The sequence below is a fragment of the Ochrobactrum sp. BTU2 genome, assembly GCF_024539785.1.
Taxonomy (GTDB): domain Bacteria; phylum Pseudomonadota; class Alphaproteobacteria; order Rhizobiales; family Rhizobiaceae; genus Brucella; species Brucella anthropi.
In genome coordinates this window covers 1-14,193 of sequence record NZ_JAHWRG010000006.1, presented here as the reverse complement: position 1 = coordinate 14,193, position 14,193 = coordinate 1, and the positions used below count along the sequence as shown (strand labels likewise).

The window sequence follows — 14,193 nt, the reverse complement described above, 5'->3', positions numbered from 1 at the left end:
AAAAAGCCCGGCTGAGCCGGGCTTTTTCGTGCGATTTGTTCGCTTATGCCGTGCCGGTCGAACCGAAGCCGCCAGCGCCGCGCGCCGTCTCGGTTACTTGGGCGCGCTCTTCAATCTTCGGCTGGACGACTGGTGCGAAAACAGCCTGTGCAATACGCATACCGCGTTCGATGCGGAAATCGTCATCGCCCAGATTGATGAGAAGAACCTTCACCTCGCCACGATAATCGGAATCGATGGTGCCGGGCGTATTGAGGCAGGTGATGCCGTTCTTGAAGGCAAGGCCCGAGCGCGGACGAATCTGCACTTCAAAACCTTCGGGAATTTCGAAGATCAGCCCTGTCGGCACCAGCGTGCGACGTCCCGGCAGGAGAACGATCTGGCGATCTTCGGCAACGGCTGCCCGCAGGTCCATGCCAGCCGAACCCGTTGTCTCATAGGCCGGGAGTTCGAGGCCTTTCGCATGTTCGAGGCGGATGATGCCGAGCGTTGGCGCTTGTGCGGATGCTACGGTCATGAGGGGGCCTTTCTTGCGGAACATTGTTTCATCGCGCATCTTGTCTGAAACCGTTTCTCACTTTTCAGGATGCGCTCTAAATTGGCGACGCTCATACGTGAAAACCAATGAAAGGTGTACCGTCTATTTGCTGTTTTGCAATGATAGTGCGGCACAGGATCATGCTTTTACACGATGAGTTGCCCTCCGCGAGGGATTTAATCCCGCTCCAACGGCACGGCGGTCGTTTCCTTGATCTCTTCCATGACGAATGAAGCCGAAACATCTGACAGGGGAACGCTGGCAATCAGTCGCTGATAAAGCCGGTCATAGGCTTTGACGTCGGAAACACGCGCCTTCAGCACGTAGTCCAGATCGCCGGTCATGCGATAAACTCCGACGATCTCCGGAAAGCGCCCCATGGCACCGCGAAATTTCGTCAGCCAGTCGGGATCGTGGCTCGACGTGCGTACGAGAATGAAGACGGACAGGCCGCAACCGGCCATCTCGGCATCGACCAAAGCGACGCGCGCCTTGATGATCCCCTCATCCTCCATGCGCTTGACCCGGCGCCAGCAGGCATTGCGCGATAAGTGCACCCGCTCAGAGAGAGAATCAACGGACAGGGTCCCATCGATTTGCAGCTGATCCAGGATTTTTCGATCAATTTCGTCGAGAACTGGTTTCATAGTGGGATAATTGTCCCAATAAATAGTAATTATCAAGGATATTTTGAGATTTCATCTCAGATGCATTTGCTAGAATGATTTTCCAGAAAGGCGCGATATGCGCCGTATAACGGGAACAACTTACTCATTGACGGGAGTATTTCCAATGACCACTCGCATCACGCGCCTCTTCACCGAACACCCTCAGTCGGTTGACGAGACCTATTTCGAACATATGGCCTTTGCCGGACGTTTTTCGTTCAAGCTTTTTTGTGCGGCCTTTGCGGCACTGATCCATGCAATTTTGCCATTTTTGTTCGAGAAGACGGCGAGCACAATCGTTCGCCAGCTTTATGAGCGGACGCATAACCGGGGCCGGTAAACACCGGATCGCAAATGTGTCGTTGGGCCGCCTATCTCGGACCTGAAACCTATCTGGAAGACATCATATCGTCTCCCTGCCATTCGCTCGTGGCGCAAAGCCACGATGCGCATGAAGCCAAAACACGTACCAATGGCGACGGCTTCGGCGTTGCCTGGTATGGCAATCGCGATGAACCGGGCCTTTATCGGGATATTCTGCCCGCATGGTCCGACCAGAATCTTCGCAGCCTTGCGCGGCAAATTCAGTCGCGCCTTTTCCTTGCGCATGTGCGGGCCTCGACCGGCGGGCTGACCAGCCGTTCCAACTGCCATCCCTTCGTTTCCGGACGCTGGAGCTTCATGCATAACGGCCAGATCGGTCATTTCGACCGGCTGCGTCGCAGGCTGGAAAGCCATTTGAGCGACGACGTCTATGGCCAGAAGCATGGCGCAACCGATTCGGAACTGATCTTCCTGCTGATGCTGGAATTCGGCCTCGACACTGATCCAGTGCTGGCCATGAAGCGCATGGTGGCAACGGTTGTCGAGGAAGCAGTTCGCGGCGGTGTGCCGCCATTTCTGCGGCTGACCGCGGCGTTTTCCGACGGGAATCAGCTTTACGCGATCCGCTATGCCACCGATGCTTTCGCGCCGACGCTTTATACCGCGACACTTGGTGGATCGTCCGGCATATGCGTGGTGTCAGAGCCACTGGACGGTGAAGCCGCCAACTGGATGGCGGTGCCGGCAAACAGTTTTGTCACCGTTTCCCGGCAAGGCCGCATTGCGATCGAGACTTTCGAAGAACCGATTTCCCGACCGCAGGATGCTGTGACGGTTTAGGCGTTCCCGATCAATATACCTGCCGCCAGCACGAGGCCACCGCCCAGAACCACCTGAAGCACAGAGCGGAGGAACGGTGTTTCCATATAGCGGTTCTGGATGAATGCGATGGCCCAGAGTTCGAAGAAGACCAGAATCGCTGCGATGCTTGTGGCGGTCCAGAAATCCTTGATCAGGTAGGGCAGGGTATGACCAAGGCCGCCCAGCGTCGTCATGATACCGCAGGACAGGCCGCGCTTGATCGGCGAGCCTCGGCCCGAGAGCTTGCCGTCATCGTGGATGGCTTCGGTGAACCCCATCGAAATACCGGCGCCGACCGAGGCGGACAGGCCGACCAGAAAGGTCTGCCAGGTATCCTGGGTCGCAAAGGCGGCGGCGAAGATCGGGGCAAGCGTTGAAACTGATCCGTCCATCAGGCCAGCAAGCCCGGGTTGGACATAGGTGAGGATGAACTGCTTGCGCTCGGCGGCGCGCTCCTCATCCTGCACATCGTCCGGCGTCAGTGTGTGTTCCAGCGACTCGGCCTTGGCTTCATGCTGCTTTTCCTGCTGGGCAAGGTCGCCCAGCAATTTGCGGGTGTCTGCATCGCTGACGCGTTTGGCCGCCTCGACATAGAAGCGGTAGGCCTGTTCCTCCATTTCCGATGCAGCTTCACGCACCTTGTCGATGCCAAGCGGACGCACCAGCCAGTCCGGCTTGCGATCGTAATAGCCGCTGACATGCTCGCGGCGGATCAGCGGAATCCGGTCGCCAAAGCGGGCTTTGTGGCGTTCGATCAGCGCATCGCGATGTCCGTGTTCTTCTGCCGCCATCTGTTCGAAGATTTTCGCCGATTGCGGAAACTCGTCACGCAAGCCGTCGGCATAGGCGAGATAGATGCGTGCGTCGTCTTCTTCGGAGGATATGGCAAGCGCCAGAATTTCCTGTTCGGAAAGCGAATCGAAAGGGCGACGGTCGTTGCGGAAGAATCGGCTGAGCATTTCAGGAATCCAAAGTTTAGAATAGTTCTAAAATATGCTTCGACATCTGGAAGTCAAGCCTTGCAGTGCATGCACAATTGGCGCATTAAAACCCACCCGAAAAGATCGGCCCCACTGCGTAAACCACCAGAAAAGAATCGAATCGATGGCATCGACGAATCTCCACGCAAGCAACAGTCCCCGTCCGCTTAACCGGCAGGATTTCCGCACGCTCGGCCTTTCGGCTCTTGGTGGTGCGCTGGAGTTTTATGATTTCATCATCTTCGTGTTCTTTGCGAGTGTCATAGGTCATCTGTTTTTTCCGCCTGACATGCCCGACTGGCTGGTGCTGATCCAGACGTTCGGTATTTTCGCAGCCAGCTATCTGGTGCGGCCCATCGGTGGCATTGTACTGGCGCATTTCGGTGACAAGTTCGGCCGCAAGCGCGTCTTCGCCTTCTCGGTGTTTCTAATGTCGATCTCGACATTGGCCATGGCCTGCCTGCCAACCTATGCGACGCTGGGCGTTGGCGCGCCGATCCTGCTGATCGTCTTCCGCATGTTGCAGGGTGCTGCCATTGGCGGTGAAGTTCCGGGCGCATGGACCTTCGTGGCGGAACATGTGCCTGCCAATCGTGTCGGCATGGCGTGCGGTTTCCTGTGCTCTGGCCTCACGCTTGGCATCATGATCGGCTCGCTTATTGCGACGGCTATCAACTGGATTTTCACCCCGGAAGAACTGGCTGCTTATGCATGGCGTATTCCATTCTTCATCGGCGGTATCTTCGGCCTGTTTGCCGTTTATCTGCGCCGCTGGCTGGCTGAAACGCCGATCTTCACCGAGATGAAGAACAGCCATCTGCTCAAGGATAAGCTGCCGCTCGGCACTGTTCTGCGCAACCACATGCATGGCGTTATCATTTCCGTGCTGCTGACATGGATCTTGTCGGCAGGCATCGTGGTCACCACGCTGATGACCGCAACTTTCCTGCAGAAACTTTATGGCTACACGCCTTTGCAGTCGCTTGCCGCCACAAGCTTCGGCACGCTGTTCCTGATGTTCGGAACTGTGAGCGCAGGCGCGATTGTCGACCGCATTGGCAGCGGACGTTTCTTCGCTGTTGCAGGCATTTTCTTCGGTGTTGCGACTTTCGTGTTCTACACCTATGCGGCGGTTTCCCTGCCGGTCCTGTTTGCACTTTACGCTGTGATGGGGCTTTCGGTCGGCATGGTTGGTGCAGTGCCTTATGTGATGGTACGCGCATTCCCGGCACCGGTTCGCTTCTCGGGTCTGTCGTTTTCCTACAATGTTTCCTATGCGGTCTTTGGTGGTCTGACGCCGGTGATCGTGACGTCGCTTCTGGCGGTCAATCCGATGGCACATGCCTGGTATCTGGTGTTCATCGCTGCCCTGACCTGTGGCCTTGGTCTTTACCTGATGGCTCGCAGCGATCAGGTTGAAGGTGAGATCGGTCTGACGGAGCTTTCGACCGGGACTGCGGTTCCACAGCCGAACTAATAAAAAGGGCCGCGAAAGCGGCCCTTTTTCAATCAGAGAATTTTCTGCATGAAGGTAAGATCGAGCCAGCGCCCGAATTTCTGGCCGACCTGTTTCAGTGTGCCGCAATCCTCAAAGCCCTGCGATTTATGCAGCGCGATGGAAGCGGCATTGCCCGCTTCGATACCGGCAATCAGCACATGCACCTTGCGCTCGCGCGCTTCGTCCACAAGCTCGGTCAGGAGCGCGCGTCCGATGCCGCCGCCGCGGGCGTCACTCGCCACATAGATCGAAAGTTCGGATGAGTGGCGAAAACCCTCGAACGGACGGAACGGGCCATAGCTCGCATAGCCAACGACCTGCCCTTCGCGTTCGGCCACCAGAACCGGAAAGCCATCGCGATTGCGGCCCTTGAGCCATTCGCGACGGTTTTCCAGATCGACGAGCGTTTCATTCCAGATGGCGAGCGTGTTCTGAACTGCATCATTATAGATGGCGAGCAGGGCAGGGAGATCGGTTTCCGTCGCGTGGCGGATGAGGAGGGTCATTTCAGAACCTTATTGAACAAGAAAACGGCGGGATTTCTCCCGCCGTATCCGATCATTTGCAAGTGAAAAGAATCACCCTTGAGCTTTCAGTTCCAAACGGCGGCGATGCAGGACTGGCTCGGTGTAGCCGTTCGGCTGCTCGCGGCCCTTGAAGACCAGATCGCATGCGGCCTGGAAGGCAATCGACTTGTCGAAGTCAGCGGCCATCGGGCGGTAGAGGGCATCGCCTTCGTTCTGCTTGTCGACGACGGCTGCCATGCGCTTCATGGTTTCCATCACTTGGGCTTCCGAAACGACGCCATGATAGAGCCAGTTGGCGATGTGCTGTGCGGAGATGCGCAGCGTTGCGCGGTCTTCCATCAGGCCGACATTGTTGATGTCCGGAACCTTCGAGCAGCCAACGCCCTGATCGACCCAGCGCACGACGTAGCCCAGAATGCCTTGCGCGTTATTGTCGATTTCGTGCTGGATATCTTCCGGCGTCCAGTTCGGGCGGGTTGCGACCGGCACCGACAGAATGTCGTCGAGCTTGGCGCGCGGACGGCTCTTCAGCTTTGCCTGAACGGCAGCAACATCCACCTGATGATAGTGGGTCGCGTGAAGGGTGGCAGCGGTCGGCGACGGCACCCATGCGGTATTCGCTCCGGCCTTCGGATGGGCGATTTTCTGTTCCAGCATGGCTGCCATCAGGTCCGGCATGGCCCACATGCCCTTGCCAATCTGCGCATGGCCGGAAAGGCCGCATTCGAGACCGATATCGACATTCCACTGTTCGTAAGCACCGATCCAAGCGGCCTGCTTCATATCGCCCTTGCGGATCATCGGGCCTGCTTCCATCGAGGTATGGATCTCGTCGCCGGTGCGGTCAAGGAAGCCGGTATTGATGAAGACGACACGTTCCTTGGCGGCGCGGATCGCTTCCTTGAGGTTAACCGTGGTGCGGCGTTCCTCGTCCATGATGCCGATTTTAAGCGTGTTCGGCTTCATGCCGAGCATTTCTTCGGTACGGGTGAAGATTTCGTTGGCGAAAGCCACTTCTTCCGGGCCGTGCATCTTCGGCTTTACGATATAGACCGAGCCTTCGCGCGAATTCATGTGGCGACCATTGGGGCCGATATCGTGCAGCGCGATCAGGCTGGTGAAGGCTGCATCCATGATACCTTCCGGCACTTCATGGCCGTCGGCATCAATGATTGCCGGATTGGTCATGAGGTGGCCGACATTGCGCACCAGCATCAGGGAGCGGCCCTTGAGCGACAGCGTGGAACCGTCCGCAGCCTTGTAGCTGCGGTCGCCATTGAGGCGGCGGGTCATCTGCTTGCCGTTCTTCTCGAACGTGTCTTCCAGCTTGCCGTTCATCAGGCCGAGCCAGTTGCGATAAACCGCAACCTTGTCTTCGGCATCGACGGCAGCAATCGAATCTTCGCAATCTTGAATCGTGCTGACGGCAGATTCCAGAACCACATCGGCAATATGGGCCGGATCGGTCTTGCCGATCGGATGGTCCGCATTGACGACGATATCGACATGCATGTTGTTCTTCGCCAGCAGTACATTGGTCGGGGCGGCTGCGTCGCCATTATAACCCTTGAACTGGTTGGCATCCTTCAGCGCCGCTGCCGAACCGTCGGTCAGCTTGATTTCAAGTTTACCGTCCTTGACGGCGAGACCGGCGACATTGGCCCAGTTGCCGGTGGTAAGCGGTGCGCTTTCATCGAGGAAATTTTTCGCCCAGGCGATGACCTTTTCGCCACGCTTCGGATTGTAGCCCTTGCCCTTTTCCGCACCGTCGGCATCGGAAATCGCGTCGGTGCCGTAGAGCGCATCATAGAGCGAACCCCAGCGCGCATTAGCGGCGTTGAGCGCGTAGCGGGCATTCATCACCGGAACGACAAGCTGCGGGCCAGCGATATGGGTGATTTCCGGATCGACATTGGTGGTCGAAACCGAGAACTCACCGCCTTCCGGCAGGAGATAGCCGATGTCCTTCAGGAACTGCTGGTAATCCGCCTGGCTGTAGCCCTTGTCGCGGTTCTGCTTGTACCAGGCATCGATCTTGGCCTGCAGGTCGTCACGCTTGGCAAGGAGGGCGCGGTTCTTCGGTGCGAGATCGCGGATGATGGCGGCAAAGCCCTTCCAAAACTTTTCCGGCTCCACACCGGTTCCGGGAGCAGCTTCCTTGGCCAGAAATTCCACCAGTTCAGGGGCAACGCGCAAGCCTTCTATCTCAACGTAATTACCGGCTTTCTGAGAAACCATGGCTCTGCCTCCTTCAAAATAAACAAATCTACCGCCGGCACTCTTCAGTGCTAGCTATCATGTTGCCTTTGAACCGCTTTGGTGTGCTTTCGTCAATCGGTGCGTGGGCACATCATCTGTGACGCTGCGGCGAAAATAGCTTTTATAGGGACAGCTTGGCGCGAATATCGTCGGGCGTAAAGCCTTGTTCGCGCAATGATGCGAGCGCTGTATCCTGCCGGCTTTTCGATAGTTTCATCCCGTCGTCGCCCAGCACCAGATCGTGATGGTGATAAAGCGGCTCGGGCAGGCCGAGCAGCTTCTGCAGCAGCCGGTGCACGGATGTCGCGTGAAACAGATCGTGCCCGCGCACGACATGGGTGATGCCCTGCAAGGCATCGTCCACGACAACGGAGAGGTGATAGCTGGTTGGTGTGTCCTTGCGGGCAATCACCACGTCGCCCCATTGCGCTGGATCGGCGTTCACGCGTCCGGTCTCGCCATCCGGCCCCGCGCCGCTTTCGTTCCAGAAGAGCGCTTCGCCAGCCATGTCGAGTGCTTTCTCCATATTGAGCCGCCAGGCATAGGACATGCCTGAGGCGATACGCTCCATCTGTTCCTTTTCGGTCAGATCGCGCTCGCTTTGCGGATAGAGCGGTGTTCCATCCGGGTCGGAAGGCCAGTCCTTGCCCTTGGCGAAAGCTTCGCCGATCCGCTCGCGAACTTCGCCCCGGCTGAGAAATGCCGGATAGACGAGGCCCTTGTCGGCAAGTTTGGTCAGGGCGTTGCGATATTCGCCGAAATGTTCCGACTGGCGGCGCACAGGGGTTTCCCATGTCAGGCCAAGCCAGCGGAGATCGTCGTAAATGCCTTGTTCCAGCGCAGGCGTACAGCGTGCTGTGTCGATATCTTCCATGCGCAGCAGGAAGCGCCCGTTGCTCTTTTTGGCCATATCTGCGTTCAGAAGAGCGGAATAGGCATGGCCAAGGTGAAGCTGGCCATTGGGACTCGGAGCAAAGCGGAACACAGGTGCGGTCATGGTGTTTTCAATGTCAGTTGCCGGTGTCAGTTGAATGTCATCTGATTCCATTGGTACGTTGTGCACCGAGAGAATGAAAGGCTGTGCGATGCGGCGGATCGATACATTGAGCGATATTGAGGCGGGGCTGGAGGCTCTGGTTCTCGCCGATATTCGGCTGGCCGATATTCGGAGCCGGTCCCATGCGGTGCCGCTACGCCGGTCCGAACCCGGATTTGAAAGTCTGGCATCCATCATTGTCGCACAACAGGTTTCGACGGCCAGTGCCACCGCGATCTGGGCCCGGCTGAAACAGGCCATCGATCCGCTGACGCCCGAAACCTATATTGCGGGCGGGGAGGAGGCTTGGCGTTTTGCTGGTCTCTCGCGTCCCAAGCAGAGAACGCTGTTTGCCTTGAGTGAAGCTTTGGCAGAAGGGGCAATCGACCTGCATGGGCTTTGCGATCTGCCTGCCGAAGAAGCGATCGCGGCACTGACGGCCATCAAAGGCATCGGCCCATGGACGGCGGAGGTCTATCTTCTGTTTGCTGCCGGTCATCCGGACGTGTTTCCGGCTGGCGATGTGGCCTTGCAGACGGCTGTTGGCCACGCCTTTGCACATGAGATCCGGCCTGATGCTGTTGCCCTTCGCAAGCTGGCGGAAGACTGGGCGCCATGGCGCGGCGTGGCGGCGCGATTGTTCTGGGCTTATTATGCGGCGATCAAGGGGCGTGAAGCGGCGCCACTTTTATAGATGCTGCTGTAAAACTTGCGTGTTTCCCGAAGCATAAATGCGTTTCCGCTTCACAATCCTGTCACGTCGGGCTTACATTATCCGCATCGGCTGATGACGGAATTTCGATTCGCGGAAGCTTGATTTTCTGCTGATTGCAGTCCCGTCCTTAGAGCGCCGTGCGCCCTATGGGGCGCACAAAGGTGCTCTAATTATTTGAGAATACGCATCGGGCTTTTCAAAAATCGATTTCGATTTTTGGACCGATGCGTGGAAGGTTGGAGCGTCGTTGTTGCGCCCAAATGGACGCGCGGCGCTTCGATGAAAGCGCAATTCCGCATGGAGAGCCATTTCGCCCTTTTTCGGAGTTGCTCTGAAGGAGGTGCGCCCTTGACTGTTGCCGTCTCGCCCAGAACCGTCTCGACCAGTGGCTTGCCCGCGCTGGTTCTGAACGCTGATTACCGTCCGCTCAGCTATTATCCCCTGTCGCTCTGGTCCTGGCAGGATGCGATCAAGGCGGTGTTTCTCGAACGCGTGAACATTGTGGCGGAATACGATCACATCGTTTCCTCACCATCGTTCTCCATGCGCGTTCCGAGCGTGATTTGCCTGAAGGATTATGTGAAGCCGCCGCGCTATCCTGCGTTCACGCGCTTCAACGTCTTTTTGCGTGATCGTTTCGAGTGCCAGTATTGCGGCTCGCCGCATGACCTGACTTTCGATCACGTTACCCCGCGTTGCCATGGCGGCGAGACGACGTGGGAAAATGTGGTCGCCGCCTGTTCACCATGCAATCTGCGCAAGGGCGGCATGATGCCTGCCGTCGCGCATATGTGGCCGCGCCAGAAGCCAGCCATGCCGACTGTGCAGGACCTGCACAATAACGGCCGCCTTTTCCCACCCAACCATCTGCACGATAGCTGGCTCGATTTTCTGTACTGGGATGTCGAACTGGAGCCCTGATCCCTATAGTTTCCCGCTTTTACTTCCCACTTTTCGCAAAAGCGCCGTAGTAGCCGATAGCTGCAAAGAGCAGGCTTGCGACGACGTTCCATCCGGCAAAGGACAGGCCGAGGAAGTGGCCCGGCGCGCTGTCGCATGCGGGCGGACGCGTCGAATTGAGGTCGCTCAGGAGATTGCCTGCATCCAGCGTGACTTTCATTGTCGCGGCACTGCAATCAACCGGTCCCGGCCAGTATTTCAGTTCAACGCCGGTATGATAGATGGCAAGCGCCAGCCCGAAGGTCATCAAGAGTGCGCCGATCAGGATAAGACCGCGCGTCAGGATCGGGGGCCATTTCAGGCCGTAGGAGACCCAAGCTGCAGCCAGAACCGGAACGCCGATATAGTAAGGCGTGCGCTGTTCGAGACAGAGCTTGCAGGGCATGAAGCCAGCCAGATGCTCGAAGCCCAGTGCCGTGCCGACAGTTGCGGCGAGGCCGATGGTCATGATGCCTGCGGTCCATGCCTGTGTTTTGCCGACCGGATTATTGAGTGCAAACGCCATATGGGATTCCCTGAAAAGGCTCTCTTATTCTTAAGGCAAACTGCTTGCTTGTCTCCAAGCAATTTATTTTGACCGAGTTTGGGCGAACCGCTCAGGCGTGAAGATATTTCACAGCAAAGAAGAGCGCGATCAGGACGACAGCTACGAGACTTGCGATCAGGCCAAGACGCTTTTCGATGAAATCGCGGATCGGTTCGCCATAACGGCGCAGCAGCCAGGCGAGGAAATAGAAACGCGCACCGCGCGCAACGATCGCCGATGCGATGAAGAGCCAGATATTGATGCCAGCTGCACCGGACAGGATCGTCACCACCTTGATCGGCGGCAGATGTGCAAGGCCGGAGGTGATCAGCATCAATAGAATGGTGTCGGCGCTGGTTGTACCGCGCAATTGCTCGAACGTGTCGAGCTTGTCGTACATCTCGAGTACCGGTTTGGCGATCTGCTCGTAGGCATGATAGCCGAGATACCAGCCCGCAATGCCGCCAAGGACGGAAGCCACTGTTGCGATGAAGGCATAACGCCAGGCGCGTTCGGGGCGGGCAAGTGCCATGGGCAGAAACAGGACGTCGGCGGGGACAAGAAAGACCGAGCTTTCTACAAAGGCGATGATGGCGAGCCACCATTCGGCGGATTTTCTTGCGGCAAGCGAAATCGTCCAGTCGTAAAGGCGGCGCAGCATATATTTTCCGGATTATCTTTGGCGGAAGCCATATTAGTAGTTGCACCGTCTATAAATAAAAAAGATGGCGCGAACAATGCGCGCCATCTTTTTTGACACTGCTTTCCAGGGAACGGTATGGAAAACAGCGGTTTTTAACGCTTGTAGGCGCTGCAGATATATTTGGTCTCGAGATATTCCTCGATGCCGTATTTGGAGCCCTCGCGACCGAGGCCTGACTGCTTCACGCCGCCAAAGGGCGCGACTTCGTTGGAAATGAGCCCGGTATTGTGGCCGACCATGCCGTATTCCAGTCCTTCGCTGACACGGATCGCACGGCTGAAATTCTCCGTATAGAAATAAGCCGCCAGACCGAAGATCGTGTCATTGGCCATGGCGATGACTTCTTCTTCCGTGTCGAAGGCGAAGAGTGGGGCCAGCGGGCCGAAAGTTTCTTCCTTGGCTACGATCATGTCAGGCGTTACGCCCGTCAGCACGCCTGGTTCGAAGAACAGGCCGCCCAGTTCCTTGCCGCCGGTGATGAGCTTCGCGCCCTTGGATACGGCATCGTCAATATGTGCCTTGACCTTGGTGATGGCCTTCGGTTCGATCATTGGGCCGATGACGACACCCGGTTCTGTGCCATTGCCGACCTTGAGTTCCTTGACCTTGGCCGCGAGCTTTTCAGCGAACTTGTCGTAGATCCTGCGCTGCACATAGATGCGGTTGGCGCAGACACAGGTCTGGCCCGCATTGCGGTATTTGGAAATCATGGCACCGTCGACGGCGGCGTCCAGATCAGCATCGTCGAACACGATGAACGGCGCATTGCCGCCAAGTTCCAGCGAGATGCGCTTGATGGTCGGGGCGCATTGCGCCATCAGCAGGCGTCCGACTTCCGTCGAGCCGGTGAAGGAGAGCTTGCGCACAATATCATTGCTTGTCAGTTCGGCACCAATTTCACGCGCCTTGCCGGTAACGATCTGGAGAACGCCAGCCGGAATGCCTGCCTTTTCGGCAAGAACGCCAAGCGCCAGTGCCGTCAGCGGCGTGAGGTCGGCGGGGCGCACGATCATGGTGCAACCGGCCGCAAGAGCAGGGGCTGCCTTGCGGGTAATCATCGCTGCCGGGAAGTTCCATGGTGTGATTGCAGCGGTGACGCCGACCGGCTGGCGGATGACCGTCAGGCGCTGTCCCGCCTGCGGGGCAGGGATAGTGTCTCCATAGACGCGCTTTGCTTCTTCAGCGAACCATTCGATGAATGATGCCGCATAGAGAACTTCGCCGCGTGCCTCAGCAAGCGGCTTGCCCTGTTCCGACGTCATGATAAGAGCGATATCGTCGGCATTGGCAACGATGAGATCGAACCATTTACGCAGGATCGCTGTGCGCTCCTTGGCGGTCTTGGCGGCCCATGCCGGGAAAGCCTTTGCGGAAGCGTCGATAGCTTCCTTGATGGTCGCGACAGAAAGAGAGGGAACTGTGCCGATGACCGAGCCGTCTGCCGGATTGGTCACGTCGATCTTGGTGCCGTCCGTGGCGTCTATCCAGCGCCCGTCAACAAGGCATTGCGATTTGAGCAGCGAGGGGTCTTTCAAAGCGAGCATATTGATGTTCCATCCCAGTCTTGCAGAGAAAGCTCGTTCAGTATATTGAACGGCTTACGATATTTTGAATTAAACAGCCCGTAATAATCAAAGTCAAACGGTTAATCAGGCGGTCGATCAGGTGAACGCAAAGCTATGACGAAAACGGTGAGCGACGAAGAGAGTTCCCAGAAACTGGTGCCGGCAGTTATGCGTGCGGCGCAAATTCTGGATCAGATCGCGAAATCCACGCAGGAAGGCGGCAAGGGGTCTGCGGACGGGCTCAAGCTTTCCGATCTGGCCCGTCGGACTGGCTTGCCGAAAAGCAGTGTGCACGGACTTTGCCAAACGCTGGTGCATCTCAAGCTGCTGAAGCTCAACGGTGACGGAAGCTTCAGCATGGGATCGCAATCAGTGCGCTGGGCCAATGTGTTCATGGCTGGCAGCGACATTGTCGATGCATTTCATGAGGCGGTTGCGGATGCCGATGGGCTTGGCGCGCATACATTGACGCTTTCGCATCTGGAAGGACCGGATGTCATTTATCTTTCGTGCCGCAACTCGACCGCGCCATTGGGAATCACATTCCGCATCGGTATGCGGGTTCCCGCTGTCTTTACCGCGACTGGCAAGGCCATGCTGGCAGCGATGTCGCCGCAGGAGTTGGCCCGTCACCTGCCGCCCGAATGGCCCGAGCTGATCACGCCGGCCAGCGCGCCTTCGCTCAAGGCACTGGAGGCCGAGATGGCAGAGGCGAAAGCAAGAGGCTATTCACTGGATAACGGCCAGTTGCGCGAAGGCATGTTCTGCATCGGCGCTGCGATCTGTGACCGGCCTTTCCACCCAACGGCCGGTATCGCTCTGTCCATGATGGCGGCTGAGGCTCGTCCTGACATTATAGAAGATATGGGCAAGCGTGTGCGCGCTCTTGCGAATGATGTGGCGGATCGCATGGGATGGCTCTCTGCCTAAAGCGCAATGGGTCTGCTTTTTGATCGTTGGCTGTGGAAAGAAAATTCCTTCTTTTTTACGAAACTGCGTTGACAGTTTGGAATGATGGGGTCTATATGGCGCC

General features: G+C 57.3%; 15 protein-coding genes. 6 read left to right on the top strand and 9 right to left on the bottom strand.

Annotated features, from left to right (window positions below; translation table 11 throughout):
• Window positions 1-43: 43 nt before the first annotated feature.
• Both dut and KWJ32_RS18550 read right to left on the bottom strand, forming a co-directional pair.
• Window positions 44-517: a dUTP diphosphatase gene (gene dut / locus KWJ32_RS18555; protein WP_010661329.1), complete on the bottom strand. Its 474-nt coding sequence runs from the start codon at window positions 515-517 to the stop codon at window positions 44-46.
• A gap of 197 nt (window positions 518-714) precedes the next feature.
• Window positions 715-1,185: an Lrp/AsnC family transcriptional regulator gene (locus KWJ32_RS18550; RefSeq protein ID WP_012091371.1), complete on the bottom strand. Its 471-nt coding sequence runs from the start codon at window positions 1,183-1,185 to the stop codon at window positions 715-717.
• 145 nt (window positions 1,186-1,330) lie between these two features.
• Between KWJ32_RS18550 and KWJ32_RS18545 the strand changes: the two genes are divergently transcribed.
• Both KWJ32_RS18545 and KWJ32_RS18540 read left to right on the top strand, forming a co-directional pair.
• Window positions 1,331-1,546 (top strand): DUF6356 family protein, encoded by a 216-nt coding sequence (locus KWJ32_RS18545; RefSeq protein ID WP_006473246.1) that lies wholly within the window; start codon window positions 1,331-1,333, stop codon window positions 1,544-1,546.
• A gap of 14 nt (window positions 1,547-1,560) precedes the next feature.
• Window positions 1,561-2,370, top strand: a complete 810-nt coding sequence (locus tag KWJ32_RS18540) for a class II glutamine amidotransferase (protein ID WP_010661327.1) — start codon at window positions 1,561-1,563, stop codon at window positions 2,368-2,370.
• Here the strand turns inward: KWJ32_RS18540 and mbfA are convergent.
• Window positions 2,367-3,350: an iron exporter MbfA gene (gene mbfA, locus KWJ32_RS18535; RefSeq protein WP_010661326.1), complete on the bottom strand. Its 984-nt coding sequence runs from the start codon at window positions 3,348-3,350 to the stop codon at window positions 2,367-2,369. The genes KWJ32_RS18540 and mbfA overlap by 4 nt on opposite strands.
• Before the next feature lie 145 nt (window positions 3,351-3,495).
• Between mbfA and KWJ32_RS18530 the strand changes: the two genes are divergently transcribed.
• Window positions 3,496-4,848, top strand: a complete 1,353-nt coding sequence (locus KWJ32_RS18530; protein WP_256886167.1) for an MFS transporter — start codon at window positions 3,496-3,498, stop codon at window positions 4,846-4,848.
• Window positions 4,849-4,880: 32 nt separating this feature from the next.
• Here the strand turns inward: KWJ32_RS18530 and KWJ32_RS18525 are convergent, their stop codons facing one another.
• From KWJ32_RS18525 to gluQRS, 3 genes are all read right to left on the bottom strand, one after another.
• A complete protein-coding gene (locus tag KWJ32_RS18525) occupies window positions 4,881-5,375 on the bottom strand; it encodes a GNAT family N-acetyltransferase (protein ID WP_012091374.1) in 495 nt (164 codons plus the stop codon).
• A 72-nt stretch (window positions 5,376-5,447) separates the two neighbouring features.
• Window positions 5,448-7,634, bottom strand: a complete 2,187-nt coding sequence (locus KWJ32_RS18520; RefSeq protein WP_094514159.1) for a malate synthase G — start codon at window positions 7,632-7,634, stop codon at window positions 5,448-5,450.
• Between the two features lie 142 nt (window positions 7,635-7,776).
• Window positions 7,777-8,652: a tRNA glutamyl-Q(34) synthetase GluQRS gene (gluQRS, locus tag KWJ32_RS18515; RefSeq protein ID WP_012091376.1), complete on the bottom strand. Its 876-nt coding sequence runs from the start codon at window positions 8,650-8,652 to the stop codon at window positions 7,777-7,779.
• 88 nt (window positions 8,653-8,740) lie between these two features.
• Here gluQRS and KWJ32_RS18510 point away from each other — a divergent pair, with 88 nt between their 5' ends.
• Together KWJ32_RS18510 and KWJ32_RS18505 are read left to right on the top strand one after the other, a co-directional pair.
• On the top strand, window positions 8,741-9,385 hold the full coding sequence (locus KWJ32_RS18510; RefSeq protein WP_040129102.1) for a DNA-3-methyladenine glycosylase: 645 nt from the start codon (window positions 8,741-8,743) through the stop codon (window positions 9,383-9,385).
• Window positions 9,386-9,754: 369 nt separating this feature from the next.
• The gene (locus KWJ32_RS18505; protein ID WP_010661320.1) at window positions 9,755-10,327 is read left to right on the top strand and encodes an HNH endonuclease; all 573 of its coding nucleotides are present in this window, start codon (window positions 9,755-9,757) and stop codon (window positions 10,325-10,327) included.
• Between the two features lie 19 nt (window positions 10,328-10,346).
• Here the strand turns inward: KWJ32_RS18505 and KWJ32_RS18500 are convergent, their stop codons facing one another.
• The 3 genes from KWJ32_RS18500 to KWJ32_RS18490 form a co-directional block, all read right to left on the bottom strand.
• The gene (locus tag KWJ32_RS18500) at window positions 10,347-10,871 is read right to left on the bottom strand and encodes a disulfide bond formation protein B (protein ID WP_012091378.1); all 525 of its coding nucleotides are present in this window, start codon (window positions 10,869-10,871) and stop codon (window positions 10,347-10,349) included.
• 91 nt (window positions 10,872-10,962) lie between these two features.
• Entirely contained in the window at window positions 10,963-11,553 is a 591-nt protein-coding gene (locus KWJ32_RS18495) for a YqaA family protein (protein WP_151610304.1), read from the bottom strand.
• 134 nt (window positions 11,554-11,687) lie between these two features.
• Complete coding sequence (locus tag KWJ32_RS18490; protein WP_012091379.1) at window positions 11,688-13,139, bottom strand: NAD-dependent succinate-semialdehyde dehydrogenase; 1,452 nt, start codon at window positions 13,137-13,139, stop codon at window positions 11,688-11,690.
• 135 nt (window positions 13,140-13,274) lie between these two features.
• On the opposite strand from KWJ32_RS18490, the gene KWJ32_RS18485 reads away from it, so the two are divergent.
• Window positions 13,275-14,090: an IclR family transcriptional regulator gene (locus KWJ32_RS18485; RefSeq protein WP_012091380.1), complete on the top strand. Its 816-nt coding sequence runs from the start codon at window positions 13,275-13,277 to the stop codon at window positions 14,088-14,090.
• Window positions 14,091-14,193 lie beyond the last annotated feature (103 nt).

What these genes read in the sequence shown, in the direction of transcription:
- KWJ32_RS18545 (WP_006473246.1), top strand. Translation starts at nt 1,331, where the DNA reads ATGACCACTCGCATCACGCGCCTCTTCACCGAACACCCTCAGTCGGTT.
- KWJ32_RS18550 (WP_012091371.1), bottom strand. Translation starts at nt 1,185, where the DNA reads ATGAAACCAGTTCTCGACGAAATTGATCGAAAAATCCTGGATCAGCTG.
- KWJ32_RS18500 (WP_012091378.1), bottom strand. Translation starts at nt 10,871, where the DNA reads ATGGCGTTTGCACTCAATAATCCGGTCGGCAAAACACAGGCATGGACC.
- KWJ32_RS18495 (WP_151610304.1), bottom strand. Translation starts at nt 11,553, where the DNA reads ATGCTGCGCCGCCTTTACGACTGGACGATTTCGCTTGCCGCAAGAAAA.
- KWJ32_RS18485 (WP_012091380.1), top strand. Translation starts at nt 13,275, where the DNA reads ATGACGAAAACGGTGAGCGACGAAGAGAGTTCCCAGAAACTGGTGCCG.
- KWJ32_RS18525 (WP_012091374.1), bottom strand. Translation starts at nt 5,375, where the DNA reads ATGACCCTCCTCATCCGCCACGCGACGGAAACCGATCTCCCTGCCCTG.
- KWJ32_RS18510 (WP_040129102.1), top strand. Translation starts at nt 8,741, where the DNA reads ATGCGGCGGATCGATACATTGAGCGATATTGAGGCGGGGCTGGAGGCT.
- mbfA (WP_010661326.1), bottom strand. Translation starts at nt 3,350, where the DNA reads ATGCTCAGCCGATTCTTCCGCAACGACCGTCGCCCTTTCGATTCGCTT.
- KWJ32_RS18530 (WP_256886167.1), top strand. Translation starts at nt 3,496, where the DNA reads ATGGCATCGACGAATCTCCACGCAAGCAACAGTCCCCGTCCGCTTAAC.
- dut (WP_010661329.1), bottom strand. Translation starts at nt 517, where the DNA reads ATGACCGTAGCATCCGCACAAGCGCCAACGCTCGGCATCATCCGCCTC.
- KWJ32_RS18490 (WP_012091379.1), bottom strand. Translation starts at nt 13,139, where the DNA reads ATGCTCGCTTTGAAAGACCCCTCGCTGCTCAAATCGCAATGCCTTGTT.
- KWJ32_RS18520 (WP_094514159.1), bottom strand. Translation starts at nt 7,634, where the DNA reads ATGGTTTCTCAGAAAGCCGGTAATTACGTTGAGATAGAAGGCTTGCGC.
- KWJ32_RS18540 (WP_010661327.1), top strand. Translation starts at nt 1,561, where the DNA reads ATGTGTCGTTGGGCCGCCTATCTCGGACCTGAAACCTATCTGGAAGAC.
- gluQRS (WP_012091376.1), bottom strand. Translation starts at nt 8,652, where the DNA reads ATGACCGCACCTGTGTTCCGCTTTGCTCCGAGTCCCAATGGCCAGCTT.